Origin of the sequence: Pandoraea pneumonica, assembly GCF_049918595.1 — a bacterium.
In the GTDB taxonomy this organism is placed as follows: Bacteria; Pseudomonadota; Gammaproteobacteria; order Burkholderiales; family Burkholderiaceae; genus Pandoraea; species Pandoraea pneumonica_A.
The window spans coordinates 923566-949748 of record NZ_JBNCRZ010000001.1; the positions used below are offsets into that span (position 1 = coordinate 923566).

21 protein-coding genes, 1 tRNA gene and 1 pseudogene are annotated in these 26183 nt (G+C 63.3%); 4 read left to right on the forward strand and 19 right to left on the reverse strand.

Annotated features, from left to right (window positions below; all coding sequences use genetic code 11):
• Positions 1 to 2 precede the first annotated feature (2 nt).
• From ACPWR9_RS04350 to def, 16 genes and pseudogenes are all read right to left on the reverse strand, one after another.
• Positions 3 to 254: an EscF/YscF/HrpA family type III secretion system needle major subunit gene (locus tag ACPWR9_RS04350; RefSeq protein ID WP_426296311.1), complete on the reverse strand. Its 252-nt coding sequence runs from the start codon at positions 252 to 254 to the stop codon at positions 3 to 5.
• Positions 255 to 286: 32 nt separating this feature from the next.
• Positions 287 to 1495, reverse strand: coding sequence for a PrgH/EprH family type III secretion apparatus protein (locus ACPWR9_RS04355; protein WP_426296310.1), 1209 nt, complete (start codon positions 1493 to 1495; stop codon positions 287 to 289).
• 368 nt (positions 1496 to 1863) lie between these two features.
• Positions 1864 to 2574: a tetratricopeptide repeat protein gene (locus tag ACPWR9_RS04360; protein WP_426296309.1), complete on the reverse strand. Its 711-nt coding sequence runs from the start codon at positions 2572 to 2574 to the stop codon at positions 1864 to 1866.
• A gap of 152 nt (positions 2575 to 2726) precedes the next feature.
• Complete coding sequence (locus ACPWR9_RS04365) at positions 2727 to 3155, reverse strand: DsrE family protein (RefSeq protein WP_150679594.1); 429 nt, start codon at positions 3153 to 3155, stop codon at positions 2727 to 2729.
• A 154-nt stretch (positions 3156 to 3309) separates the two neighbouring features.
• Complete coding sequence (queD, locus tag ACPWR9_RS04370) at positions 3310 to 3753, reverse strand: 6-carboxytetrahydropterin synthase QueD (protein WP_426296308.1); 444 nt, start codon at positions 3751 to 3753, stop codon at positions 3310 to 3312.
• A gap of 9 nt (positions 3754 to 3762) precedes the next feature.
• The gene (queE, locus tag ACPWR9_RS04375) at positions 3763 to 4398 is read right to left on the reverse strand and encodes a 7-carboxy-7-deazaguanine synthase (RefSeq protein ID WP_426296307.1); all 636 of its coding nucleotides are present in this window, start codon (positions 4396 to 4398) and stop codon (positions 3763 to 3765) included.
• Positions 4399 to 4424: 26 nt separating this feature from the next.
• The gene (gene queC, locus ACPWR9_RS04380; protein ID WP_426296306.1) at positions 4425 to 5171 is read right to left on the reverse strand and encodes a 7-cyano-7-deazaguanine synthase QueC; all 747 of its coding nucleotides are present in this window, start codon (positions 5169 to 5171) and stop codon (positions 4425 to 4427) included.
• Between the two features lie 186 nt (positions 5172 to 5357).
• Positions 5358 to 5433 (reverse strand) — tRNA-Phe (locus ACPWR9_RS04385).
• 112 nt (positions 5434 to 5545) lie between these two features.
• Complete coding sequence (locus tag ACPWR9_RS04390) at positions 5546 to 6283, reverse strand: response regulator (RefSeq protein ID WP_426296305.1); 738 nt, start codon at positions 6281 to 6283, stop codon at positions 5546 to 5548.
• Positions 6284 to 8575 carry an ATP-binding protein gene (locus ACPWR9_RS04395; RefSeq protein WP_426296624.1) on the reverse strand — a complete coding sequence of 764 codons (2292 nt, stop codon included), beginning with the start codon at positions 8573 to 8575 and terminating at the stop codon, positions 6284 to 6286.
• A gap of 337 nt (positions 8576 to 8912) precedes the next feature.
• Positions 8913 to 9497 (reverse strand): annotated as a pseudogene (locus ACPWR9_RS04400) (DUF4390 domain-containing protein); the annotation flags it as partial.
• Entirely contained in the window at positions 9494 to 10828 is a 1335-nt protein-coding gene (gene rsmB, locus ACPWR9_RS04405; RefSeq protein ID WP_426296304.1) for a 16S rRNA (cytosine(967)-C(5))-methyltransferase RsmB, read from the reverse strand. The gene rsmB and the pseudogene ACPWR9_RS04400, both read right to left, overlap by 4 nt.
• A gap of 120 nt (positions 10829 to 10948) precedes the next feature.
• Positions 10949 to 11809: a zinc metalloprotease HtpX gene (gene htpX / locus ACPWR9_RS04410; RefSeq protein ID WP_150679588.1), complete on the reverse strand. Its 861-nt coding sequence runs from the start codon at positions 11807 to 11809 to the stop codon at positions 10949 to 10951.
• A gap of 214 nt (positions 11810 to 12023) precedes the next feature.
• Entirely contained in the window at positions 12024 to 13007 is a 984-nt protein-coding gene (fmt, locus tag ACPWR9_RS04415; RefSeq protein ID WP_426296303.1) for a methionyl-tRNA formyltransferase, read from the reverse strand.
• Positions 13008 to 13031: 24 nt separating this feature from the next.
• Complete coding sequence (locus ACPWR9_RS04420; protein ID WP_426296302.1) at positions 13032 to 14822, reverse strand: ArnT family glycosyltransferase; 1791 nt, start codon at positions 14820 to 14822, stop codon at positions 13032 to 13034.
• Between the two features lie 193 nt (positions 14823 to 15015).
• Positions 15016 to 15519: a peptide deformylase gene (def, locus tag ACPWR9_RS04425; protein WP_150679585.1), complete on the reverse strand. Its 504-nt coding sequence runs from the start codon at positions 15517 to 15519 to the stop codon at positions 15016 to 15018.
• Between def and dprA the strand changes: the two genes are divergently transcribed.
• From dprA to ACPWR9_RS04440, 3 genes are all read left to right on the forward strand, one after another.
• A complete protein-coding gene (dprA, locus tag ACPWR9_RS04430) occupies positions 15503 to 17062 on the forward strand; it encodes a DNA-processing protein DprA (RefSeq protein ID WP_426330718.1) in 1560 nt (519 codons plus the stop codon). The two genes, def and dprA, sit on opposite strands and share 17 nt — an antisense overlap.
• Before the next feature lie 107 nt (positions 17063 to 17169).
• On the forward strand, positions 17170 to 17556 hold the full coding sequence (locus ACPWR9_RS04435) for a thioredoxin family protein (RefSeq protein WP_426296300.1): 387 nt from the start codon (positions 17170 to 17172) through the stop codon (positions 17554 to 17556).
• Positions 17557 to 17730: 174 nt separating this feature from the next.
• Entirely contained in the window at positions 17731 to 20433 is a 2703-nt protein-coding gene (locus ACPWR9_RS04440) for a DNA topoisomerase III (protein WP_426296299.1), read from the forward strand.
• Positions 20434 to 20569: 136 nt separating this feature from the next.
• Here the strand turns inward: ACPWR9_RS04440 and ACPWR9_RS04445 are convergent, their stop codons facing one another.
• Positions 20570 to 21538, reverse strand: a complete 969-nt coding sequence (locus ACPWR9_RS04445; RefSeq protein ID WP_426296298.1) for a LysR family transcriptional regulator — start codon at positions 21536 to 21538, stop codon at positions 20570 to 20572.
• Between the two features lie 583 nt (positions 21539 to 22121).
• On the opposite strand from ACPWR9_RS04445, the gene hemN reads away from it, so the two are divergent.
• Positions 22122 to 23573: an oxygen-independent coproporphyrinogen III oxidase gene (gene hemN / locus ACPWR9_RS04450; RefSeq protein WP_426296297.1), complete on the forward strand. Its 1452-nt coding sequence runs from the start codon at positions 22122 to 22124 to the stop codon at positions 23571 to 23573.
• Between the two features lie 148 nt (positions 23574 to 23721).
• On the opposite strand, the gene ACPWR9_RS04455 is transcribed toward hemN, so the two are convergent.
• Together ACPWR9_RS04455 and ACPWR9_RS04460 are read right to left on the reverse strand one after the other, a co-directional pair.
• Positions 23722 to 23919 (reverse strand): YbdD/YjiX family protein, encoded by a 198-nt coding sequence (locus tag ACPWR9_RS04455; RefSeq protein ID WP_150679581.1) that lies wholly within the window; start codon positions 23917 to 23919, stop codon positions 23722 to 23724.
• 15 nt (positions 23920 to 23934) lie between these two features.
• Positions 23935 to 26001: a carbon starvation CstA family protein gene (locus ACPWR9_RS04460; protein ID WP_426296296.1), complete on the reverse strand. Its 2067-nt coding sequence runs from the start codon at positions 25999 to 26001 to the stop codon at positions 23935 to 23937.
• Between the last annotated feature and the right edge of the window lie 182 nt (positions 26002 to 26183).

The window sequence follows — 26183 nt, forward strand, 5'->3', positions numbered from 1 at the left end:
CGTCAGAACTTTTGGATGATGCCGGCCGCCGTATCGCGCCAGGTCTTCACCGTCGACGACTGCGCGCTCAGCACCAGTGTTTTTTCGCCAAGCGCCGCCTGATATTCAGCGAGTGCGCCGGAATTGCTCGCGCTGCCTTTGACTTTTTCAAACGCTTCCTGGACACGCTTATCCAGATCTTTGGCGGCGTCGTTGAACGCCCACGACATGGTTTCGAGCGTTCTGTAGCCGTCCGGGGGGGTGATCTCTGCCATGGTGTACTCCTGGGTTGGTGAGGTGAGGGGGGTTACTGCCGCTGCATGAACTGCCATTGCTGCGGACCTTCCTTGACGTAAGCCATCGCGCCATAGGAATAGGATTTCTGTCCGCTCCAGTCGTCGCGCAAGTCGACGTTGAATCGCACGAGCTTGGTTCCCCAGCGCTTGGCGAAGGTCTGCATGAAGCTGTAGAGACGGCGCAGTTGCACGTCGTCGAGTTCGGCGCTGATGTGGAATGTCACGCCTTCGGGGGTGTCGGTGCGCAAGAAAGGCACCATCTGCCGCTTGAGCGCGTCTTCGGCCTCGTTGCTGGCATCGGCCTCGTCGTGCGGCACGATGTTCACGCGTCTGGCGTACGGCATCTTTTCGTGCAGCAGGTTTCGGAACTGCGCGGCTTCGGGCGCGGAGAGCCGGAAGTGTTGCTTGCCGACCCACAACTCGGGCGTCGCCGGGTCGTCGAAATAAAGTTTGAAATAGGGCACCTGATTGCGCGACGCATCGATCCATTGGGTGATGCGATCGTTCTCTTCATCCAGCGCGAGCACGACCAGCCCTTCGCGCTGGATCACCGCAGCGCCGAGGATTCGCGTCAGGGAGAGACGCTGTGCGCTGTCCTCCGTGAGCACGTACATCATGCCGTCGGTGCCGGGCAGCACCCGCGCACGCCCGCCAATGGTCTCGAGATAATCGGCAATGCCTTGCGCTTGCCGTTGCGGTGCGCTGCGCATGTAGAACCACGCGCCGCCCACCAGTCCGACGAGCAGCAACGTCACCCAAAACACCCGATGCCAGCGGCGGCGATGCTTGCCCGGATGCATGGCCGTGTCCGCCGTGCCAACCGGCGCGCACATACTGCGCGACACATCTTCCGACCATGATTCGCTCACGCGTCGCACGCCAACGCGCACATCGCCGATTTCTACGATCTGCGTTGCATCGATGGCGATTTCTCTCCCCGCGGCATCACCCAGCACTCTGACGAACACGCCTGCACGCCCGTCATGGTCGACCAACACTTCGAAGTTATCGCCCTCGCCGTCCATCGGGACGTAGATGGCGTTGGGCGGGATGTCCGCTTGCCACCCGCGGTCGATCGCCGGATCGCTCGGTCCGATGACGAACAACGTGACGCCATCGGTCAGCGTGAATTCGCAGCCGCGCATCGGCCCGGTGAGCAAACGCAGCACGGCACTGTGCTGCACGCTTTCGATCGCATCCGGCAAAGTGTCTGGCTTCATCGCTTGTTCGCGAGCGGGCGAAGTGTGCGGTAGCTGCGGGATATGGCTTCCCGCGAGTCCCCCGCGACATGCGGCGTTCGCGCTCCTTATGAGTAACATCGTTGACGCCGATGCTACTGACGCGGCTTTATCGAGTCATGATGGGATTCTTCGCATTTTCCGCAGGCGCGATCATGATTTGCGGACGCGGCTGCGTTACCGCATATCGCCCGCCATACGGCATTTCCCGTGCGGCGCGAGGTGCGGTGGGGGATGGAGAGGCGAGGCGGGATTACCGTCTGTCAGACGGATTTGGTGTAGCGCGGCGTCACGCGCGTGTGGAGCGGTGCCGTGCGCCTTGGAAAGGTCGCGCGTATTAGTTCAGGCGATCACCGGGCGGACGCTGCGTTGTCCGATGTGCCTTGCTTCTTGAATGCGTCGAGTTTGCCTTGCGCGGCAATATCGCCCTGCGCCGCCGCTTTTTCGTACCAAAAACGTGCCCGGTCGAGATCGGGGGTGACGACGCCATAGCCGCGTTCGAAGTAGCTCGCGACGATGTACTGCGACGGCAGGTCGCCGCCTCGCGCCGCTTTTTCATACCAGCCGAAGGCGATCTTGTAGTCCTTGGGCACGCCGCGCCCGATGAAGTACTCGTTGGCGATCGCCGCCTGCGCTTGCACATGGCCCTGCTGTGCGGCCTTTTCGTACCAGTGATTGGCTTGCGGAATCGACTTGTTCACGACGTAGCCATCGTCGTACATCTTGCCGTACACGTATTGGGCCTGCGTCATGCCCGCGTTCGCTGCGCGGTCGAGCCATTGCACAGCCCCTTGCGGATCGGGCGCGCCGCCTTCGCCTGCGAGCAACATCATCGCGTAGTCGAACTGCGCCAGCCGGTTGCCTTGCTGCGCTGCGCGGCGGAACTCGTCGAGCGCCTGCGTCTGCTGCCCCGCTTCGTAGTCGTGGACTGCCTGATCCGTGAGTGCCTGTGCGGGCGCCTGAGCGGCTGCCACGGCATACGGAATCGATTCGCAGGCGACACTCACCAGCGTGAGCGCGGCACTGGCAAGCAGCCAGCGCATGGCGTTAGACGTCGACATGAGGGACCTCCGAGGACGGGCACGCGCCTATTGTGCGCCAAACCGGTCGCGCGCGTCGGCGAGGCTGCGCGCCATGAAAAACACCCCGAAAACCGGCTCGATCTCCGGTGCTTCGGGGTGTGGCTTTCAGCAGTGCTCGTTGTGTCTTCGAATTACGGCTTGATGTACGCGTAGCCCTTCTGCTGAAGACGCGTGAGTTCGACGACACCGGACGGCGTGAAGTCCGCATCGAGTACGAATTGATCCTTGGTCAGATTGCGTTGCTTCATGGTGATCTCGCACACCTCGAACTTCACGCCACGGGCATGCAGGCCTGTCACGAGGCTCGCCACATCGACGCCGTCTTTCGCCTTGTAGTCGTTCATCAGGAAATCGACGCCTTTCGCGTGCGCAACCACGATCACTTCCGTATCCGGCACGGTATCGAGTTGATTGCGAATATTGCGCAGCCCGGCAATGGCTTGGCTGTCCGCGTCATTGATGTGGTACACGACCTTGTCTTTCGCGAACGCCGACGTGGCAGGCAAGGCAAAAGCCGTCAACAGCAAAGCGGCGAACAAGCCGCGCAGAAACGATTTCATTTGAGTTGTCCCCTAGGAGTTACGGTGTGCAATCCGCATGATAGCTTGCTGCGGCTATCGTGCTGACCGGTGTCCTAGAAAAACAAAAGCCCGCAGAACGTGACGTCCGGCGGGCTTTGATGCGTGAGGATCGACGCGATAACGCTAGCGCGCGTTACGCCGTCACTTCCGACCAGCAGTTCGGCGTCTCGTACAAACGCAGGCGCACCAGTCGCAGATCGCGGCCGTAATGCGCATCGAACACACCGCTCAGTTTGTCGAAGGCGGCGGCGGCGAGGTTCTCGACCGTCGGCACACGATCGAACACGACCGTCTTGTGATCGGGCATCGTCGCCAGAAAATCGCGCACAGCCGCATCGCCTTCGTACACGAGAAACGCATGGTCCCAGACCGAGACGAGATGCTCGTTGGCCAGCGCCTTCACATCGGCGAAATCCATCACCATGCCGTTGTCCGACGCGCCACTCTCGCGGCTCACTTCGCCGGCGAGCGTGATCTCGAGCACATAGCGATGCCCGTGCAGATTGCGGCACTGGCTGCGGTGATCGGGAATGCGGTGGCCCGCATCGAATTCAAGTTTCCGGGTAATCGTAATCACGGCAACGGCTCAGGGAATATTCAGGTATTTGTGCGTCTGCATCGACAGCGACCAGCGCGGATGCGACTTGCAGTAATCGATCGCCAGCCTGGTGTTGGTGTCGCGCAGCGGACCATCCATCGGCTGAAGATAAAAGTGCGTGAAGTCGAGCGTCTCGTAAGCGGCCAAACGCTGACGATCTTGCGGCACGACCACCTTCAGTTCGTCGCCACGGGTGACCACCAGTTCGGCATCGGCCTTCGGGCTCACGCACACCCAGTCGATACCGTCCGGCACCACCTGCGTGCCGTTCGTCTCCACAGCAATGCGAAAACCTTCGGCATGCAGCGCGTCGATCAACGGTGCATCGAGTTGCAGCAGCGGCTCACCGCCCGTGCAAACAACGAAACGGTGCGCACGGTCACCTTCCGGCCACAATGCCACGATCTGTGCGACGAGGTCCGCTGGCGTGCGGTACTTGCCGCCGTTCTCGCCATCGGTGCCGACAAATTCGGTATCGCAGAACTGGCACACGGCGTCGGCACGGTCCTCTTCCCGACCGGTCCACAGGTTGCAACCTGCGAATCGGCAAAACACCGCCGGGCGACCGGCATTCGCGCCCTCGCCCTGCAAGGTGTAGAAGATTTCCTTAACCGCGTACGTCATGATGCTCTCGATTGGTTCTTGAAAAGTCAGGCAGCGCCGCGCGTTTGATCGCGATCTGCCTGATTGCGTGCCTGCCACTGCTCGTAGCCGCGCTGGCGCAATTGGCACGCCGGGCATTCGCCACAGCCATAGCCCCATGCGTGCAGCACGCTGCGCTCGCCCAGATAACACGTGTGCGTGTCTTCACGCACGGTCTCGACGAGCAAGTTGCCGCCGAGGTCCTGCGCCATTTGCCACGTGTCGGCCTTGTCGATCCACATGAGCGGCGTCTCGACGATGAAGCGCTGGTCCATGCCCAGATTGAGCGCGACTTGCAACGCCTTCATCGTGTCGTCGCGGCAATCGGGGTAGCCCGAGAAGTCCGTCTCGCACATACCGCCCACCAACACGCGCAAACCACGACGATAGGCGATGGTCGCACCGATGGTCAGGAACAGCAGATTACGGCCCGGCACGAACGTGTTCGGCAAGTTATTGGCCGCCATCGCAATGGTGGTCTCGCGCGTGAGCGAGGTCTCGCTGATCTGGCCGAGAATCGACAGATCGATCATGTGATCGTCACCCATGCGCGGCGCCCACTGCGGAAAACGTTCACGCAATTTGGCGAGTACGTCGGTGCGGCACTCCAGCTCGACGCTGTGACGCTGGCCGTAATCGAAGCCCAGCGTCTCGACGCGCGCATAGCGCGAGAGCGCCCACGCGAGGCAAGTGGTCGAATCCTGTCCACCGGAGAACAGGACCAGAGCGGAATCGGTGCTTGTCGTCATGATCATGCGCTAGCAGTATCGCCCTCGCCGTCAGGACGACGGGGGCCGGGCACGCGATTCAGGCCACCGGGGCAGCCCGCGTGCGGGAGGTCACGTGGATAACGCGATATCAGCGGGGCGTTATACCCGTCATCCGGGAGCGTTTCCGTGAAACGCAAAAAGGGCTTGCGCTGTGCGCAAGCCCTTCGAATTTGGTGGCCTGGGTCGGAATCGAACCAACGACACGCGGATTTTCAATCCGCTGCTCTACCAACTGAGCTACCGGGCCAAGAGAAAAGCGATTATAGAGACCCCACGTGATTTTCGCAAGCCCTTTGTCGAAAAAACCTGCGGGAATTGCGCGTCGGTCTCCCGGGGACGCCGGAATCCCGTTTGTCGTGTCAGGTCTTGCTCTTGGAAAGCTCGACACCCAGTTGCTTGAGCTTGCGATACAAGTGCGTGCGTTCCAGCCCCGTCTTCTCGGCCACACGCGTCATGCTGCCGTGTTCCTTCGCCAGGTGATAAGCAAAGTACGCGCGCTCGAAAGCGTCGCGGGCTTCACGCAGAGGCACGTCGAAAGAAATGTCGGCGGCCAGTCCGCTGCCACCGGCACTCACGCTGCCGTCGACATCGTGTCCACCCAGCGGGGCGTGCACAGCCGTGCCGTTAAGACCTGCCGCCGTGTGGCGCGGCTCGCTCTCGCCGAACACGCCGGTTTCGAGATCGTCATCCGCGGCATCGAACGCGCTCGGCGCACCGCCGGCAGCGTCGCGCTTGCCGCGCACGAGTCCCTGCTCGACCGCTTGCAGCAACTTCTGCAAGGCAATCGGTTTTTCGAGGAAGTTGAGCGCACCGATCTTGGTCGCCTCGACGGCGGTATCGATGGTCGCGTGGCCCGACATCATGATGACCGGCATGGTCAGCAGTTGCTGTGCCGCCCATTCCTTGAGCAATGTCACGCCGTCGGTATCGGGCATCCAGATGTCGAGCAGCACGAGGTCGGGGGTATGCGCCGCACGATAGGCGCGAGCCTCCTGTGCGTTCTCCGCCACCTCGACGACATGCCCCTCGTCGCTCAGAATCTCCGAGAGCAGCTCCCGGATTCCCATTTCGTCATCCACCACCAAAATGGTTGCCATTTACGCTACCTTCGTGTGTTCTGTCGGCTTGTTGCGCGACAGATCCTGGTCGTCAGCCAATTGAGTAAACAAAATCGAGATCTGCGCTCCCGCACTACCCTCGCCTTCAGGCAATGTGCGATTGCGGATGTCGATGCGCGCCTGATGTTCGTCGATGATCTTCTTGACCATCGCCAGCCCGAGCCCGGTGCCCTTTGCCTTGGTCGTCACATACGGTTCAAATGCGCGGGTCAGGATGCGCGCCGGGAAGCCCGGTCCATTGTCCGTGATCGTCAGACGCACTGCCGTGCGTTTCGGTTCTCCGGGATGCGCGTCCGCTCCTGCGTATTCTACTGTCTTCGTTTCCACCGTGATAAGAGGGTTTTCGGTTCCGCTCACCGCATCTTGAGCATTTTGCAGCAGATTATGAATAACCTGGCGCAATTGCGTCGAGTCGCCGCGTATTTCCGGCAGATCTGCACCGAGGTAGGGACGGATCGCCCCGCGCCCTTCGTCGACACCGTATAACGTCAACACCTCGCCGATCAACTCGTTGAGTTGCAGCGAATGCATGATGGCCGGCGGCAACCGCGCGTAATCGCGAAAGTCGTCGACCATGCGCTTCATCGCCGCCACCTGATTGACGATGGTCGTCGCACCGCGGCGCAACACCTCGGCGTCAGCGGGTGGCAACTTGTCCGATAGCTTCATCTGCAAGCGCTCCGCCGAGAGCTGAATCGGCGTGAGCGGATTCTTGATCTCGTGGGCAAGACGCCTTGCCACTTCGGCCCACGCCACCGAGCGCTGTGCGGAAATCACATCGCTGATGTCGTCGAACACCACCACGTACCCGCCGCCCGAGCGCGTGGGCACACCCGCCACCGCCATCGTCGGCTCCGGCAGATGGGAGCCGCGCACGAGCAAGGTCACCGAATCGGTTTCGCCGGGCAGCGTCAAACCGATTTGCTGCTGCCAGTGTCCGCCGGGACCGAGGTCGGCGTTGGCATCGCGATCGGCGAATGCGCGGCGCAAGGTCTCGCCAAACTCGACAAGCGCCGGAATATGCGCAGGCGAGCGGTTCAGCTCGCCTTGAAAACTCTGCTTGAAGATGCGCTCGGCGCCCGCGTTGGCCGTCGTCAGACGGAAATCGCGGTCGAACACGAAGACCCCGGCCGTCAGACTCGACAAGATACTTTCCAAGTGAGCCTTCGAGCTTTCGAGCGCCAGTCGGTTGCGCTCAACCGTGGCACGCGCATCGGAGAGCTGACGCGTCATCGCATTGAACGCCTGCGTGAGAAAGCCCAACTCGTCGTTGGTGCGCACTTCGCCCTTGGGCGAGAGATCGCCAGCCGCCACCTCCTGCGTGCCGCGCGCGAGCAGGAACAACGGACGCGCCAACTGGCTCCCCAGCGCCAACGCCAGCATCATGGCCACGAAGGTGGCGAGAAACAGCGAAAGCGTCAGCGTGCCGATATACATCTTGCGCAAGCCGGTCCGGCCAAGCGCCTTTTCCTGATATTCGCGATACGCGCTCTGCACCGCCTCGGCATTCTGCGCGAGATTCACGGGCACCAGTTGCGTGACTTGCAGGAAACGCTCTTCGTCTTGCAACGACGACGTAAAGCCCGACGGAATGCGCATCACCACACGCCAACGCAACTGGTCGTTCGAGTTGTGCGTGTCGTAGCCTTCGCTGCCCCCCTCGATAGCGGTGTAGCCGCGCGATTGCGTGCGAGCCTGACGCAACATGAGCGGCGTGGGCAAGTCAGGTACCAGCGCATTGAAGTTGCCCGATGCGGACGCCAGCACACGACCGTTACCGTCGACAATCGTCGCATCCTGCAAGCCGAACTGATCGCGCATGCGCAGCAGTGTGAGCGTGGCGCCCTTGTCGCCGCTCGCCGTCAGGTTATCGGCCACGAGCTGCGCCTTGGCGCTCAGATCGGACAGTCCGTTATTCAAAATGGCGCGGCCGAGTTCGAGCCCCGAGTCGAGCGCGGTCTCCACACGCACGTCGAACCACGACTCGATACTGCGCGAAACGAACTGCAACGACACCAGATAGATGATGCCGCCGGGCAGCACCCCCACCAGTGCGAAGAAGATCGCGAGTTTGGCGAGCAGTCGCGTGCCGAAGCGCCGCTGACGCAGGCGCACCAGAATGATCCAGATCAGCGCGCCGACGATGAAGATGAAGATGATCGCCACCGCGATGTTCGCGGTATAGAGCAGCGAATAGTAGCGATCGAAGAATTCCGTGTTGGCCGACGCAAGCGCGAGCAGGCCGAACAGCCCGATGGCGACCAGCGCCATCGTGACGATCAGCGTGCGAATGACAATGCGCTTGAGCAGGCCGCCGCCGCCGTTACTTGACACGAGACGCCCCTGGCGGCAATGCCGCGCTGAACGCCAGCGGCAGACGGCCGATGAGCCGCACGTCGGAGCTTGCGGCGGCGTCATCATCCGTCGGCGACGCGATGAGGGCAATCGGGATCGACGGCGCTGCATTCGTGGGCACGATGCCCGTCGAGAGGCTCGACGAAAGGCTCGAAGCCGTGCCCGACGCGGGCGTCGGCGTCGCCGCCGGTGCCGCAGACGCCATGGCACTGGCCGGACCCGGCAAGCTGGCTGCGGCGGGTGGCTGCGGCGGAGAAAAGAGGAAGCGCGCCCAATCGGAACTCAAATTCCAGTCGCGGTTGTTCACGGCATCGATCTGGAACGGCTTAGGCATGAGGGCATTGTCGAGACGCATGCGCACCGACGCCTGATACTGCGTGCCGGGCTTGACCACCCCCTTGTCGATCACACGCCAGCCGCTCACGTTGCGCACCAGCGCCAGCGCCTCGCGCAGCGAGCCGAAGCCAAGTTGCAGGCCGCTGTTGCTGCTGTTGCCGTTATTGCTCGACACACGGTACTGACGCGTGAGCGGCTGGAACCACAGCCGCACGCTTTGCGAGCTGGTGACGACCTTCTCGTCGAACCAGTACCAACGCGATCGCGTGAGCTCAAAGTCGGTCGTGAAGTAGAGGGAGACGCCGCGATTGACCGCGTCCTCCAGGCTACCGTTAAGTTCGAAGGCAAAGCGCGCGTCGAGCGTCCAGCCCCCCTCGGAGGGTTCGAGCCGGGCTTCGCGCACCTGAATTTCGTTGTCGGCGCGTGCCGGCCCCGCAAAGCCGAGCGCAACAACGCACAGCAGCGGCAGCAGGCAGGCCAGTAGCCGTTGGGAGAAAGTCACCGTTTCTGGAAGCGAGCGTAATAGAAACCGTCGTGGGCACCGCCGGGGGTCATCAGCAGTTGCCCGGGAGCGTCCAATCGTACCGCATCTGTGCGAACCCGTTCAAACCACTGGGCTTGCGCTTCGTTTTCCGACGGGAAGATCGAGCACGTGGCGTAGATCAGTTCGCCGCCAACCGCCAGCGTGTCCCACAACGCCAGCAAGATGCGCTGCTGCTCGGCCACCAACGCCGGGATGTCGTCGGCACGGCGCAGCCAACGAATGTCCGGATGACGGCGCACGATGCCCGCCGCCGAGCACGGCACGTCGGCCAGAATGCGATCGAACGGCACACCGTCCCAGCCGCCGCCCGACCACTTCGACGGCGTGCCCGCATCGCCGATGCGCACGTCGGCAGCGAGCCCGAGGCGTTCGAGATTTTCATAGATGCGCGGTACGCGCGTGCGATCCGACTCGAGCGCCGTGACCTGCACGTCGGCCATCTCCAGCAGGTGACCGGTCTTGCCGCCGGGCGCAGCGCAAGCATCCAGCACGCGCATGCCTGCGCGCGGGTTTTCGCCGAGCACGAGCGGCGCGGCCAACTGCGCACCGGCGTCCTGCACCGACACCCAGCCGTCGGCGAAACCGGGCAACCGCTCCACCGGCACGGCCTGCGCGAGGCGCAGCGCCACCGGACCGATCACTTCGGATTCCATGCCGGCGAGCGACAGTTTGGCCTGCATCTCGGCCACGCTGACGCGACGCGTGTTCACCCGCAGGGTCATCGGGCCACGGCTGTCACCGGCTTCGAGCAACGCCTGCCACTCATCGGGATACGCGGCGCGCACGGTGTCGATCCACCATGCGGGGTAGTTCCAACGCGCTTCGGGCTGGCTGGCGATTTGCGCCATCAAGGTCTCGCGCTCGCGCAGGAAGCGGCGCAACACGGCATTGGCCAGCCCCTTCGCGGCGACCGTGCGGCGTTGTGCGGCAATGGCTTCGACGGCCTGATCGACGACGGTAAATTCGGTGTACGCAGCGTCTTCGGCGGCATCTTGCAGCAGCGCAAGCGCGCACAACAAGATGTCGCGCACGCGGGCTTGCAACGCGGGTTTGACCAGCACGGCCAACAAGGCGCGGCTGCTGCCAAGACGGCGCACCGAGCGGTAGGCGAGATCCTGCGCGGCGGCGCGAGCGGGCGGGGGGCACTGCGTGGTGGCCTGTGCGAGCGCCTGCGGTAACGCCATGCCCTTCTGGACAGATTCGAGGGCTTGCGCGGCACGTTGCAGCGCGTACGCCAGAGATTCGGTGGGCAGAGTGGGTTGCGGCATGGGCATTCTACAAACGAACATGCCCGCGCGACGGCGGGCATGTGAGGCTATCGGACGGCTGTCGGGCGACAGGATAGCAGACTGTCTGCCGACCCACGGCAACCCGCAGAACGCGGCGATACGGCCGGCGGCCTGCCCCACTTAGGCCGGGTATTGCCCTGTGCGCGCCATTTCCATCAGGCGCGCGATACGTTCTTCGGTCGCCGGGTGGGTCGAGAATAGGTTGGCAATCGCGCCGCCCGAGAGCGGGTTCATGATCATCATCTGCGCCGTGGCCGGGTGCTGCTCGGCGGCCGCGAACGGAATGCCTTGTGCGTACCGATGAATCTTGTCGAGCGCCGCCGCCAGCGCCTGCGGGTCGCCTGAAATTTCTGCACCGCCCCGGTCGGCCTCGAATTCACGAGCACGCGAAATCGCCATCTGAATCAGCGACGCGGCCAGCGGCGCGAGAATCGCCACGGCAATGCTCGCAATCGGATTGGTCGGACGGCCGTTTTCGTCGCGTCCGCCGAAGAACATCGCGAAGTTGGCGAGCGCCGAGATCGCACCGGCCATGGTGGCCGAGATGGTGGAAATCAGAATGTCGCGGTGCTTCACGTGGGCCAGCTCGTGCGCCATCACGCCACGCAACTCCCGGTCGGAGAGCACGCGCAAGATGCCGGTGGTGGCCGCCACGGCGGCATTCTCCGGATTGCGGCCGGTCGCGAAGGCGTTAGGGGCATCTTCATTGATCAGATACACCTTCGGCATCGGCAAGCCCGCCCGCTGCGAAAGCTCGCGCACCATGTTGTAGAACTGCGGTGCGCTGGTCTCGTCGACTTGCTGCGCGTTGTACATGCGCAGCACCATCTTGTCCGAGAACCAGTACGAAAAGAAATTCATCGCGAGCGCAAACGCCAGCGCGAGCATCATGCCCTGCTTGCCGCCGATCATGCCGCCCACCACCATGAACAACGCGGTGATGGCCGCCATCAGCAGGGTGGTCTTCATCCAATTGAACATGGTGTTCTCCTCTGCAAATCTGGGTGACCTGAGGATGCCACGCACTTTGCGTGTCCTCGGGCGTTAGATGAGGCAGCGCATCGAAAATTCAATGCCTGCGTGCAAATTCAGGGGTATTTCCACGCGGTTACCGCAGCTTGCAGACGCTTTCGCCGACGTTTCCGGGTCTTTTAGTGCATTTTGAAGAATAAAACCCGCATTTGTCGCGCCGATGTCAGGCGTCGACAGCCGGTGCCGCGTCGAAGGTATCGCCTGGCGCAATGGCAAATCCGGCGAGAAATTCGCGCACTGGCAGTCGCTTGCCGCCAGGTTTTTGGCATTCCGTCACGCTCAACGCGCCTTCGCCGCACGCGACGACCACCGCGTTAGCACTCACTTCGAGCACGGTGCCCGGCGTTGCACCGGCTTTGCCGGCGACCGCACTTGCGCGCCACAGCTTCACGGCCGTGCCGTGCAGCGTACCCAACGCGCCAGGGAACGGATCGAACGCCCGCACCTGACGCGCCAGCGCTTCGGCCGGACGGCGCCAATCGAGCGCCGCTTCCTGCTTGGCTATCTTCTCAGCATAGGTCACGCCCGCCTCAGGCTGAGGCTCGGCGGGCAATTTGCCGTCGCGGGCCAGTTGGCGCAGCGCGTCGACGATCAATTTGCCGCCCAGCGCCGCCATGCGGTCGTGCAGGGTCGCGGTGGTGTCGTCGGGAGCGATGGGTTCGGCTTCGCGCAGAATCATCGCGCCGGTGTCGAGGCCCGCATCCATCTGCATGATGGTGATGCCAGTCTCGGCGTCGCCCGCTTCAATCGCGCGGTGAATCGGCGCCGCACCACGCCAGCGCGGCAGCAATGATCCGTGAATGTTCAGACAGCCGTAGCGCGGCAGGTCGAGCACTTCCTGCGGCAGAATCAGACCGTATGCGGCCACGACCATGACGTCGGGGGCCAGCGCGCGTAGTTGCTCGATTGCCGCCGCGGCGGCCTCCGGATACTTACCGTTGCGACGTAGCGACGGCGGCTGCGCGACCGGCATACCGTGCGCTTCGGCATATCGTTTGACCGGGCTGGCTTGCAGCTTCATGCCGCGACCCGCCGGACGATCGGGTTGGGTGAGCACCAGTTCGACAGGAAAACCCGCCGCATCGATGGCGGCCAGCGCGGTTTGTGCAAATTCCGGCGTGCCGGCGAATACGATACGAAGCGTCATGACGAACTTTCTCCTGCGTCCTGCTTAAGGCTTTTTAGTGGCGTAGCGGCTGAGCGGCGTGAAGCTGAATTCGGGGGAGACGAGCAACCGGAAGCGCTCGTTCGTATCGCCTGCACGGCCGCCCTGCCAGACCTCGCGCCACCCGTCGGGGGCGTCGATACGCGCGGCGGCTTTGTCGAGCACCAACAACACCCGGCACTGCGACGCCGCATTCAGACTCGGCAATTGCACGGGACGAATGGACACGAAGTAATCGAGCATCGCCCGCTCCGACTCCCCAACATTGAAGGAACCCACGCAGGTGCCATTCAGTGTTCCGCCCGCGTCGACGAACGATTTCATCATCGCGACAAACGGCGTGCGGTAACTGCGTGCCTCGTTGATCCATGGCAGCAGCAGTGTCGAGAGCGTACCCCACACGAACAGCAAGCCAGCGAAGCCGAACACCAGCGCGCCGAGTTGGCGACGATAGATGATAGCCGTTACCCATAGCGCCGCGACGATCACCCCGCCCAACACCAGCCCGGGCGAGAACGGCAGCACATAGTCGAGCGGCAGCCATTTTCCGATCGGACCGGCGGCCACGTGCCCATGCCCGCCAAGTTGCAGCCCCCAACGCACCCAGAGGAATACACCGAGTACGCTCATGAGCACCAGCGCGACGATCGACCATGTCTTCTCCAGCCACTTCGGCAGGCACGCACCGGCGCCCAGCACACCCAGCGCCGGGAAGATCGACAACATGTAGATGTCGCGAATGGCGGACGACGTCACGAGTGTGAGCACGAACAGCACGACGTACAGCCACAGCATGGCCAGTTCGGGGCGCTCGGTCACAAAGCGGCACAGACGACCACGCATCGTGTTGTTGCCGCCGTCATTACCGTCACGGCGCTCACGCAGTTGTGCGACTAATGCCCCTACCGCGAGCCAGCCTGCCGGGAATGTCAACGCCAGCAAGCTGCGGAAGTCGCTCCAATACGATTTGCGCTCGCCGCCCAGATGGACGAAGCCGAAAAAGCGGCCGAAGTTGTTGTCCCAGAACCATTCGATAAAGAGCGGCTCCGATGCGCGCCAGAACAGCGCTGGCCAGATGACCACCCAAGGCAGCGCCGCCAACACAGCCCAGCCTAGGGCCGCTGCGTAGCGACGCGTGCGGTAGGCGGGCACAGCGAACACAGCTAGCGCGGTGAGCACGAGTACGCCCGGGACAAGCAACCCCTTACTCAGAAAGGCAATCCCGGCACCCGTGCCGAGCAGCAAGCCCCAACGCCACGACGTCGCCGTCGGTCTCGCCAGCCGCGCCAGTGCGACGAGCGCCAGGGCAGCGCCGGCCATTTGCGGCACGTCGGCGGTGAGCTTGTGAATGTTTTCGATGGCCCCGAAGCTGCCCACCATCAGCATGGGCGCGAGCCAGTTGAATTTGGTAGCGATGCCCGCGTCGGCTGCCGCCGCGGGCGCATGCAGACGCTGCGCCAGCCGGGCCACGCAAAACACGGCAATCAACAGCCACGCCAGCACGGCCAGCTGTGCGCCTTGGAAAACAGGCAGCACAGCGGACGTGAGGCGCGCGAAGATCGCGCCGGTCCAATACATGACGGGGGGCTTCTCGACGAACGGGTCGGCGCCGACGCGCGGCACGATCAGGTCGTGGCCGCGGAAGAAGTTGAGCACCATGCCGACGGAGTACGGTTCGTCGGCCTTCCAGGGATCACGGTCGAACAATCCTGCCAGCAGGAACGCGAAAAGGAGCGCGGCGCTCAGCCAATAAATCTTGCGCGTGCGGGACGACGACGAGGCGATGACGGTGGACATCCAGGCAAACCAATCGGGTTGCGCCCGACGGTAAACGTCCTGTAGACGCGCCGTCGCAGCGGGGTTTCGGGCCAGGGCCGGCTCAAAAATCGCTGCAAGTATAGATGACTTCGTGGTTCGCCCATAGCGGTGGATGCCTCGAAAACCGAGGGGGGATCCACAGGCGGCGATGGGGCCGCAGGGCCCGCCGGGATTACGCGCGCTCGACCTGCTTCTTCATCTTCTGCTTGATGCGGTTGCGCTTGAGCGGCGAGAGGTATTCGACGAATACCTTGCCTTTGAGGTGATCCATCTCGTGCTGAATGCACACGGCGAGCAAGCCGTCGGCGTCGAGTTCGAACTTCTCGCCGTTCTCGTCGAGCGCACGCACGCGCACACGGTCGGCACGTTCGACTTCGTCATAGATGCCGGGCACCGACAGGCAGCCTTCTTCGTAGACTTTCTGCTCGTCGCTGCGCCACACGATCTGCGGATTGATGAACACGCGAAGTTCGTCACGCGTTTCCGACAGGTCCATCACGATGACTTGCTCGTGAACGTCGATCTGCGTGGCCGCGAGGCCGATGCCGGGGGCGTCGTACATGGTCTCGGCCATGTCTTTGACGAGTTGACGGATGCGATCGTCCACTTGGGCCACGGGTTTGGCCACTTTGTGCAGACGCGGATCGGGGTATTGAAGAATGTTCAGTAATGCCATGGTGAAAACGGGATATCGCCGCATTGCCATCGGGGCGCACGCCAACTCACAATCGAGCGATGGCGAAACGCGTCGCGACACACGCGCCGCAGGCTTCGCCAGCCTTGGCCCCCCGGTCAATGCTTACCGGATGATGAAAAATTTTAGCACAGCGCCCCTCTCACCGCTGACGGGCGGCACCGCACTTTCCGTGCCGGACGGGCTTCGCCACGATATTTCTGCTGCCGCTAACGGCGTGAAACCCATCGACCGCAGTGACGCGGCGCACGCCTGCATCGATAGTTCTCAAGTCGGGGCAACCGCGGAAGATATCAAGGCATGGCTGCGGCTGTGCGCCGCACCCCGGGTACCGCGCGCCGCTGTGCGGCGTTTGCTGAAGGCGTTCGGGCTGCCCGAGGTCATCTTCCGCACCGACCCGGCACAACTCGCCGAGGTCTTACCGCGCGATGTCGTCGCCTGCCTGCTGACGCGCCCGTCACCGGAACTCGCCGATCTGATCGCACGCACGCTCGACTGGGCAGCGCAACCCGGCTGCACCGTACTGACGCTGGCCGACACTGCGTATCCGCGTGCGTTGCTCGACCTTGGCGACGCGCCGCCCATGCTTTATTGCCGTGGGGATATCGATCTTCCCAATCGCATCGGGGCAGCGTCGGTGGCGATCGTCGGCAGCCGTCTCGCATCGCCGCAGGGGCGGGAGAATGCACGGCATTTCGCGCGGCGGCTGGGCGAAGCAGGCGTCACCGTTGTCTCGGGACTTGCGGCGGGCATCGACGCCGCGGCCCACGACGGGGCGCTGAACACCCCCGGCGGAACGTGCGCGGTCGTCGGCACCGGCCCGGATCTCGTTTATCCGTCGCGCAACCGCTCACTGGCCGAACGGATCGGGTGCGCCGCCAACGGCCTCGTCATGTCGGCGTTTCCCGTCGGTACACCGCCCCGGCCATCGCATTTCCCGCAACGCAACCGGCTGATCGCCGCACTGGCGCGGGGCACCCTCGTCGTGGAGGCCGCGACAAAGTCCGGCTCGCTCATCACCGCCCGGCTGGCCGGTGAACTGGGCCGCGATGTCCTCGCCGTGCCCGGCTCGATCCATGCCCAGCAAAGCACCGGGTGTCATGCATTGATTCGCGACGGCGCGACCCTCGTCACGTCGCCCGAGGACGTGCTCGAAGCCCTCGGCCTGACCGGAAAGCGGGTGCCCACTGCCGAGGATGTGTCGACGAATACGCCGGGGAACGTGGCGACCTCATCACCGGAGGGTGGCCTTAGCAAGGTCACCGCGGCGCGTCTCGCCGGGCGCCCCACCGTCAGCCGAGACAAGCGTTCATCCCCCGCCAGCTTACCGACGACCGGCCTGTCACCGCCTGCCGCAGCGATTCTGGAAGCGCTGGGTTATGATCCATCGAGCGCGGACACGCTTCGTGTTCGCACCGGACTGAACATCGTCACGGTCCTCCAGCACTTGAGCGTGCTCGAACTCGACGGCTGGATCGCCCGGGCACCGGGCGCGTGCTTTGTCCGTTTGACGCGTGAGGTTTGACGCGTGAGACTCGCGCATGACGGCCGCATGACAACGTGCCCCCGCGCAGACCGGTCTAGCCGGCCTTGTTCCGAAAATTCACCCGACACCCCAGACAACCCAACACCATGCCTGTTCTCGACCCTGTCGCCGATCGTTCCACTCTTGCTACGGCGCTGGCCGGCGACGGCACGCGACTGGTGGCTTGTCTGTGCGCGGCGTGGTGCGGCACTTGTCGGGAGTATCGGGAGGCGTTCGAGCAGTTGGCGGCAAGCCATCCGCACTTGTGTTTCGTCTGGGTGGACATCGAGACGCATGCCGACTGGCTGGACGATCACGATATCGAGAACTTTCCGACCCTTCTTGTGCAGGACGCACAGCAAACCGGCGAAGAAGCCCGTTTTTTCGGGCCGCTGCTGCCTGCCATCGGCATTCTCGAGCGCATGCTCGACGCTGGCGTGCTGGGCGACACCCGCGTGGCAGCGCCTGCGCTACGCGCCCATCTGCTTGGGTGACGGGCGCGCACTCTCTGCGGGTACCGGTGGCCTTGCCGCCGGCCTGCGACGCGCTTATGATGTGCCGCTTTCAGGGCCGCCTTGTGCCCGATCCGACGGCAACGCCGGATTCGCTATATGTTATAAAGCCAACGAATGTCGCTTGGCGACACCCCCTCAACATTACCTAACGTCATGTCAAAAGCTCTGATCATTGCCGAGAAACCGTCTGTCGCGAATGACATCGCGCGGGCGCTGGGCGGCTTTACCAAGCATGACGAGTACTTCGAGAACGACGAATACGTCGTCTCGTCGGCGGTTGGCCACCTCGTCGAAATCGGCGCGCCGGAAGACTATGAAGTCAAACGCGGCAAGTGGAGCTTCGCCAACCTTCCCGTGATTCCCCCCCACTTCGACCTCAAGCCGATCGCCAAGAGCGAATCGCGCCTGAAGGTGCTCACCAAGCTGATCAAGCGCAAAGATATCGACGTGCTGATCAATGCGTGTGACGCGGGGCGCGAAGGGGAACTGATTTTCCGTCTGATTGCCCAGCATGCGAAGGCGAAGCAGCCGGTGCAGCGTCTGTGGCTGCAATCGATGACGCCGCAGTCGATTCGCGACGGCTTCAAGCGCCTGCGCTCCGACAACGACATGTTGCCGCTGGCCGATGCCGCGCGCAGCCGTGCCGAAGCCGACTGGCTGGTCGGTATCAACGGCACGCGCGCCATGACCGCCTTCAACAGCAAGGGTGGCGGCTTCTTCCTGACGACCGTGGGCCGGGTGCAAACCCCCACGCTGTCGATCGTGGTCGAGCGCGAAGAGAAGATTCGCAAGTTCGTCTCGCGCGACTATTGGGAAGTGCGTGCCGAGTTCGTCTGCGCGGCCGGTTTCTACGAAGGCCGCTGGTTCGACCCGAAGTTCAAGCGCAACGAATTCGATCCGGAACAGCGCGACTCGCGCTTGTGGAGCGTGGCGGCGGCCGAATCGGTCGTGGCGGCCACGCGCGGCAAGCACGGGACGGTGACGGAAGAGTCGAAGCCGACTTCGCAACTCTCGCCCGCGCTCTTCGACTTAACGAGCCTGCAACGCGAGGCCAACGGCCGGTTCGGTTTCTCTGCAAAGAACACGCTCGGTCTGGCACAGGCCCTGTACGAAAAGCACAAGGTGCTGACGTACCCGCGTACCGACGCGCGCGCCCTGCCGGAAGACTACCTCGAGACCGTCAAAGAAACGATGGCGGTACTCAAGGAGAGCAACAACTATCACCAGTTCGCGAGCCAAGTTTTGGCTAAGGACTGGGTCAAGCCGAACAAGCGGATCTTCGATAACAGCAAGATCAGCGATCACTTCGCAATCATCCCGACGCTGCAAGCGCCGAAGAACCTGTCCGAGCCGGAGCAGAAGCTGTACGACCTCGTGGTCAAGCGCTTCCTGGCCGTGTTCTTCCCGCCCGCCGAGTACCAGGTGACCACCCGGATCACGGAAGTGGTCGGCCATCACTTCAAGACCGAAGGCAAGGTGCTCACGCAAGCGGGCTGGCTCGCCATCTACGGTAAGGAAGCGGCCAGCGACGCGAAGGACAACAAGGACGGCAAGGAAGACGCCCCCACGCTCGTGCCGGTTGCCAAGGACGAGAAGGTCGGCGTCGACAAGGTCGAGGCGGTTGGCTTGCAAACGAAGCCGCCTGCACGCTACAGCGAAGCCACGTTGCTCTCGGCGATGGAAGGCGCGGGCAAGCTCGTCGAAGACGGCGAACTGCGCGAAGCCATGGCGGGCAAGGGTCTTGGCACACCAGCCACGCGCGCGGCCATCATCGAAGGCTTGTTGACGGAAAAGTATCTCGTGCGCGAAGGCCGCGAGTTGCATCCGACCGCCAAGGCGTTCCAGTTGATGACGCTGTTGCGCGGACTCGGCGTGGACGAACTGACGCTGCCCGAACTGACCGGCGAATGGGAAGCCAAGCTCTCGCAAATCGAGCGCGGCGGCCTCAAGCGTGACGAGTTCATGCACGAAATCGCGCAAATGACGCAGACCATCGTCAAGCGCGCGAAGGAATACGACTCGGACACGATTCCCGGCGATTACGCGACGCTTAGCACGCCCTGCCCGCATTGCGGCGGCGTGGTCAAAGAGAACTACCGCCGTTTCGCCTGTACGAATTGCAGCTTCTCGATCTCGAAGATTCCGGGCGGACGTCAGTTCGAAATTCCGGAAGTCGAAGAGCTGCTCAAGAACAAGACGATCGGGCCGCTGTCGGGTTTCCGCAGCAAGATGGGCCGTCCGTTCTCGGCGATCCTCAAGCTCTCGCCCGACGACGAGATGGGCTACAAGCTCGAGTTCGACTTCGGTCAGGACAACGGCGACGAAGACGGCGAAGCGCCGGACTTCACGGGTCAGGAGCCGGTGGGCAAGTGTCCGAAGTGCGGTGGGCGCGTGTTCGAACATGGCATGCGCTACGTGTGCGAAAACGCTGTTGCCAACCCGAAGTCGTGCGACTTCACGTCGGGCAAGGTGATTTTGCAGCAGGAAATTTCGCGCGAGCAGATTCACAAGCTGCTCACCGAAGGCAAGACCGACCTGCTGACGAACTTCAAGTCGTCGCGCACGGGCCGCAACTTCAAGGCCTATCTGGCGCAGCAGAAGGACGGCAAGATCGGCTTTGAATTCGAGGCCAAGGCCCCGAAGAAGACGGCTGCCAAGTCAGGCGATGCCGAAGGCGACGCGGGTGACGAGAAGGCTGCCGCACCGGCACGCAAGACCGCCGCCGCCAAGGCACCGGCCAAGAAGGCGGCTGCCAAGAAAGCCCCGGCAAAGAAAGCTGCCGCCAAGTCGACGACTGCGACGGCCAAATCGGCTGCCGCTGACAACGGCTTCGAAGACGACGATCCGCCGTTCTGATTGCCAGTTGTTCGTTCACTGACCCCACGGGGTCAATGAAAAACGGCCACTTCCTCGCGGGAGTGGCCGTTTGGCTTTTCGGGTGCTGAAAGGCACCGCCCGCCACATCCGGGACATCCGGGCGGGCGCGGCGTCGTTACACCGGGATTTCGGCGTTCGGCGTGGTCGGCGACGGGAGCTTGGGCGGCACCCAGCGCTCGGCGGCCGAAATGCCTTCGTTCTGGCGGAAGTACTCGACCGTCAGGTCGATGAAGCCGCGCGTCTTGGCCGACAAATACTTGCGGCTCGGGTAGACAAGCGAGACGTCGATCGGCGTTTGCGTGAAGTTGCGCAGCAGCGCGACCAAGTCGCCATCGCGCACGTCGTTACCGACGAGGTACGACGGCAAGAACGCAATGCCATGCCCCAGCAGCACCGACTGACGCAGCAGTGCCGTGTTGTTACAGATGAATTTGTTCTGCACCCGCACGCGCACTTCGCCGTCCGGGCCGGAGAACACGCGGTCGTCGCTCCAAAAGTCGTTGGGCAGGCCCAGCACGCCATGCTCGCTCAGTTCCTGCGGGGTGACCGGCTCACCGTGTTCGGCGATATAGGCAGGCGAAGCGCACAGCATCACGCGCGTCTCGGCGAGCACACGCGAAATCAGGCTTTCGCTGTTGATCATGCGGGTGAGCAGAATGCCGCAGTCGTAGCCCTCTTCCACCAGATCGATCGCGCGATCGGTGAGGGTGAGGTCGACCACGACCTTCGGGTGCATTTCCTGATACTTCTTGATGAGCGGTGCGAGGTTACGCAAACCGAACGACACAGGCGCGACGACCTTCAGCGTACCTTTCGGATCGCGCGACGCGCTAGAGATCAGGGCATCGGCCTCGTCGACTTCGTCGATGATCTGCCGACAACGTTCGAGATACACCTGCCCCGCGCCGGTGAGCGACAGGCTGCGGGTGGTGCGGTTGAGCAAGCGAACGCCGAGGTGCGATTCCAGTTCTGCGACGTGGCGGGTCACCACAGCGGCGGACAGATCCATCTGAGCGGCCGTACGGGCAAAACTCCCGTTGTCGGCGACTTTGACGAAAACGCGCATCGATTGCAGACGGTCCATGTTGTTTCCAATCGTGATGTGCCGCGTCGTTCCGGCGAAGATGCATTGCGCACCTGCGAGCATGGGGCGAACCTGCAACGCCCGGCACCCAAGGGTAGCGGGCAGCTACGGCTCGTCGGGGCACCGGCAGACCCGCCGCCCCGGAAACTTCCAGGGTGGGCCGCGTACGTGCCGCCAGGGCCGTCGACGCGGCGGGGACTTCGATAAGGCGCTAGCTTACCGTACGCCGCCAAAATTTGCCCGACGTGACAATGATTTCGCTGCACATCAGGCATGCGTCTCGTGCAGGAATGCCCGCAGAAACGTCGCCGTCATAGCGCGTCAGTCTCAACACGCGTCGAAAATTGGGCCGAATGCGACCAAATGTCGCAATTTCTGGGCTTGAGCGCACGGTTTGACGCAGGTCACGGCCCAACTGCCGCAGCGTGACTAGAGTGGGGAAATCGCTCTTGTCTCAGGCTTTGTCATGCATACCTCGCTCCCGTTATCGGCGCCCCGCGCCGAAGACACCCCCGTAAGCGCCGAGCGCAAATGTCAGGGCACATGTCCTTCCTGCGCCTCCCACGCATCGAATGCGTCATCGGTGACCTCGACAATCGTCGCGCCGCCAGCCTCACTCTCGTCGCTCTCGTCGCCACCTCCGGCGTCTGGTACATCGGCCACGCCGCTACGTTTCGACGCACAACTGCTCGGCCGCTACGACATTAACGGGCCCCGCTATACGTCGTACCCAACCGCGCTGCAATTTCACGACGACTTCAGTGCAAGCGACTACGCGCGTGCGGCTGCGCAGTCGAAACGTTCGGGCAAACCGCTCTCACTCTATGTGCACGTTCCGTTCTGCGACACCGTGTGCTTTTACTGCGCGTGCACGAAGATCGTGACTGGCAACCGGGCGCATGCTGACGCCTATGTGGCCCGTCTGCATGCCGAGATCGCCCGTCAGGCGTCGCTGCTCGGCGCCGGGCGTACCCTCGCGCAAATGCACTGGGGCGGTGGCACGCCCACGTTTCTCTCGCTGGAACAGATCGCGTCGCTCATCGACACCATTAGCCGCCAGTTCGTGCTGAGCACCGACGACAGCGCGGAATATTCCATTGAAATCGATCCGCGCAGCGCAGGACCGGCGTCGATTCGCGCATTGCGCTCGCTCGGCTTCAATCGCCTCTCGATTGGCGTGCAGGACTTCGATCCGCGCGTGCAGCAGGCCATTCATCGCGTGCAGCCGCGCGCACTGGTTGAAGCGGCCCTCGACGCCGCACGCGGTTGCGGCATCCGCTCGGTCAACTTCGATCTGATTTACGGCTTGCCGCATCAGACCCCGGAATCGTTTTCGCAAACACTCGACGCGGTCATCGAGATGGCCCCCGAGCGCCTATCGGTGTTCAGCTACGCGCATCTGCCGCAGCAGTTCAAGATGCAACGCTGTCTGCCGGACGACCTGCCCGCCGGTCCCGAGAAGCTGGCGTTGTTGCAGACCATCATTGCGCGGCTGACGGCAGCGGGATACGTCTACATCGGCATGGATCACTTCGCTCGCCCCGACGACGAACTCGCCATCGCGCAGACAGCGGGCACGTTGCACCGCAATTTCCAGGGCTACAGCACGCGCGGCGACTGCGATCTCATCGGCGTGGGCATGTCGTCGATTGGCCGAATCGGCGACAGTTATGCGCAGAACGCCAAGACGCTCAAAACCTACTACGAAGCCATCGACGCGGGTGGTCTCGCCACTCACCGTGGCGTGCGCCTGAACGACGACGACCGGCTCCGACGCGACGTGATCTCGCATCTCATGTGCCACATGTCGCTGGATTTCGAAGCGATCGAGCAGGCACACGAGATCGATTTCGTCGCCTATTTCGCGGCGGAACTCGGTGAACTTGCCGACCTTGCAACAGACGGACTGGTCGCCATCGACGCGCGCGGCATCCGTGTACTGCCCGCAGGCCGCTTGCTCGTGCGTGTCGTCGCCCAGGTGTTCGACAGCTATCGACGCAGCGCCGCCAACGCCCGATGCGCGAAGGTGATGTGACGCCCCACTAATGCCGAAAATGAAAACACCCCAAAGGTCAGGACTGAAGTGTCCGACATTTGGGGTGTTGTTCCATCAGGCATCCCGCGATCTCACCCGCCTGAGGCGCTCAGGCGAGGTGCAGAGCGGGTCGGTGCACGACGACAGGCTAGCAGCAGCGTCCGCCGCTCTTGCCGCCGTAGCGCGCCTCCTGACGCTCGCGGAAGAACGCTTCGTAGCTCATGACCGGCTTGTCCGGATGCGTGGCCTGCATATGCGCCACATACGTGTCGTAATCGGGCAGTCCGACCATCAGGCGCATGGCCTGCCCCAGATAACGACCGACTTTGCCGACGTCTTCGAACATGGCGACTCCTGCGCGTCAGACCCGCGGGCCCGACGGCATGGGTTCGAACGGCGTTTCCTGTGCGGTCGGCTTGTTGGCCCGACGCGCTTGCAGGATGGTGCGCAGGCCGAACAGCCCCACCGCCACCACCACGAACATGAACACACCGGCGAGCGTGGCGTCCACATAGTCGTTGAACACGATCTGCTGCATCTGCGCGACCGACTTGGCCGGGGCGAGCAGCTTGCCGTCGGCGAGCGCGGCCTGATACTTGGCGGCGTGCGCGAGGAAGCCCACCTTCGGGTCCGGATCGAACATCTTCTGCCAGCCAGCGGTCAGCGTGCAGGCGAGCAGCCACACGGTCGGCAGAATCGTCACCCACGCGAAGCGTTCGCGCTTGAGCTTGAACAGCACACAGGTGGCGAGCATCAGCGCAATCGCGGCGAGCATCTGGTTCGAGATGCCGAACAGCGGCCACAGCGTGTTGATGCCGCCCAACGGATCGACCACGCCCTGATAGAGGAAGTAGCCCCACGCCGCCACGCACAGCGCCGTCGCGATCAGGTTGGCCGGCAGCGACTCGGTGCGCTTGAGCGCTGGCACGAACGTGCCGAGCAAGTCTTGCAGCATGAAGCGGCCAGCGCGCGTCCCGGCGTCGACAGCGGTCAGGATGAACAGCGCTTCGAACAGAATCGCGAAGTGGTACCAGAAGGCCATCATCGCTTCGCCGCCCACCACTTGATGCAGGATGTGCGCCATGCCGACAGCCAGCGTCGGTGCGCCGCCCGCACGTGAAATGATGGTGTTCTCGCCCACGGCCTTCGCGGTCGCGGTGAGCACATCCGGCGTAATCGTGAAGCCCCAGCCCGAGACGACTTGCGCCACGGCTTCCGGCGTCGTGCCGATCACGGCAGCCGGGCTGTTCATGGCGAAGTACACGCCCGGGTCGATCACGGACGCGGCGACCAGCGCCATGATGGCCACAAACGATTCCATCAGCATGCCGCCGTAGCCGATGAAGCGTGCGTTGACTTCGTTATCGAGCAGCTTCGGTGTGGTGCCCGAGGAGATCAGTGCGTGGAAGCCCGAAACAGCACCGCACGCAATCGTGATGAAGAGGAACGGGAACAGCTTGCCCGACCAGACCGGACCGCTGCCGTCCACGAACTGCGTGAGCGCGGGCATTTTCAGCTCGGGCGCGACCACGAGAATACCGATGGCGAGTGCGAGGATCGTGCCGATCTTCAGGAACGTCGAGAGATAGTCGCGCGGCGCGAGCAGCAACCACACCGGCAGCACCGAGGCGACGAAGCCGTAGCCGATGAGCATCCACGTGAGTTGCTTGCCGTCGAACGTGAACAGCGGTGCGAGCGTGGCGCTGTCATGCACGCTCTGACCGAAGTAGATGGCGGCCATCAGCCCGAAGAAGCCGATGATCGACACTTCGCCGATGCGGCCCGGACGGATGAAGCGCGTGTACACGCCCATGAACAACGCGATCGGAATCGTGAGCCCCACCGTGAAGGTGCCCCAGGGCGAGCCGGTGAGTGCCTTGACCACGATCAGCGCGAGCACCGCGAGAATGATGATCATGATGAGGAACGCGCCGAAGAGCGCGATCACACCGGGGATCATGCCGAGTTCAGACTTCACCAAGTCTCCCAGCGAGCGACCGTCGCGGCGCGTGGAGATGAACAGGACCATGAAGTCCTGCACCGCACCGGCGAAGACCACGCCGGCCAGAATCCACAACATGCCGGGGAGGTAACCCATCTGCGCGGCCAGCACGGGGCCGACGAGCGGCCCGGCACCGGCGATGGCAGCGAAGTGGTGACCGAACAGCACGTACTTGTTGGTCGGCACGTAGTCGAGGCCGTCGTTATGACGCCATGCGGGCGTCATGCGCGAGCCGTCGAGTTGCGCGACGCGCGTGGCGATGAACTTGCTGTAGAAACGGTAGGCGATCAGGTAAACGCAGATGGCTGCGATCACGATCCAGAGTGCGCTGATGGTTTCGCCGCGCGATAGGGCGACCGTGCCGAGCGCGCACGCGCCGACGACGGCCACCGCTGCCCAGGGCAGTTGTTGCCAGATACGATTCATTGTCTCTCCTCGGAACTGCCTCCTTCGGGCAGCGACCCGGGACGGCGCCGTGGCAGCGCGATCCCGCCTTTGTTTTTTGACATCACGCAGATGCCGCGAAGCGTGTCGCACGGTATTGCCCACTTGAAGCGAGGGTCTGATAGCCACCGGGGCACGATTCGCCGTGTAGTATTGGCGTTTGC

Bases quoted from the DNA above. Each gene is read 5' to 3' on its own strand.
- ACPWR9_RS04350 (WP_426296311.1), bottom strand. From the start codon at position 254: ATGGCAGAGATCACCCCCCCGGACGGCTACAGAACGCTCGAAACCATG.
- ACPWR9_RS04355 (WP_426296310.1), bottom strand. From the start codon at position 1,495: ATGAAGCCAGACACTTTGCCGGATGCGATCGAAAGCGTGCAGCACAGT.
- ACPWR9_RS04360 (WP_426296309.1), bottom strand. From the start codon at position 2,574: ATGTCGACGTCTAACGCCATGCGCTGGCTGCTTGCCAGTGCCGCGCTC.
- ACPWR9_RS04365 (WP_150679594.1), bottom strand. From the start codon at position 3,155: ATGAAATCGTTTCTGCGCGGCTTGTTCGCCGCTTTGCTGTTGACGGCT.
- queE (WP_426296307.1), bottom strand. From the start codon at position 4,398: ATGACGTACGCGGTTAAGGAAATCTTCTACACCTTGCAGGGCGAGGGC.
- queC (WP_426296306.1), bottom strand. From the start codon at position 5,171: ATGATCATGACGACAAGCACCGATTCCGCTCTGGTCCTGTTCTCCGGT.
- ACPWR9_RS04390 (WP_426296305.1), bottom strand. From the start codon at position 6,283: ATGGCAACCATTTTGGTGGTGGATGACGAAATGGGAATCCGGGAGCTG.
- ACPWR9_RS04395 (WP_426296624.1), bottom strand. From the start codon at position 8,575: ATGGCGCTGGTCGCCATCGGGCTGTTCGGCCTGCTCGCGCTTGCGTCG.
- rsmB (WP_426296304.1), bottom strand. From the start codon at position 10,828: ATGTTCGTTTGTAGAATGCCCATGCCGCAACCCACTCTGCCCACCGAA.
- htpX (WP_150679588.1), bottom strand. From the start codon at position 11,809: ATGTTCAATTGGATGAAGACCACCCTGCTGATGGCGGCCATCACCGCG.
- fmt (WP_426296303.1), bottom strand. From the start codon at position 13,007: ATGACGCTTCGTATCGTATTCGCCGGCACGCCGGAATTTGCACAAACC.
- ACPWR9_RS04420 (WP_426296302.1), bottom strand. From the start codon at position 14,822: ATGTCCACCGTCATCGCCTCGTCGTCGTCCCGCACGCGCAAGATTTAT.
- dprA (WP_426330718.1), top strand. From the start codon at position 15,503: ATGTTCAGTAATGCCATGGTGAAAACGGGATATCGCCGCATTGCCATC.
- def (WP_150679585.1), bottom strand. From the start codon at position 15,519: ATGGCATTACTGAACATTCTTCAATACCCCGATCCGCGTCTGCACAAA.
- ACPWR9_RS04435 (WP_426296300.1), top strand. From the start codon at position 17,170: ATGCCTGTTCTCGACCCTGTCGCCGATCGTTCCACTCTTGCTACGGCG.
- ACPWR9_RS04440 (WP_426296299.1), top strand. From the start codon at position 17,731: ATGTCAAAAGCTCTGATCATTGCCGAGAAACCGTCTGTCGCGAATGAC.
- ACPWR9_RS04445 (WP_426296298.1), bottom strand. From the start codon at position 21,538: ATGGACCGTCTGCAATCGATGCGCGTTTTCGTCAAAGTCGCCGACAAC.
- ACPWR9_RS04455 (WP_150679581.1), bottom strand. From the start codon at position 23,919: ATGTTCGAAGACGTCGGCAAAGTCGGTCGTTATCTGGGGCAGGCCATG.
- ACPWR9_RS04460 (WP_426296296.1), bottom strand. From the start codon at position 26,001: ATGAATCGTATCTGGCAACAACTGCCCTGGGCAGCGGTGGCCGTCGTC.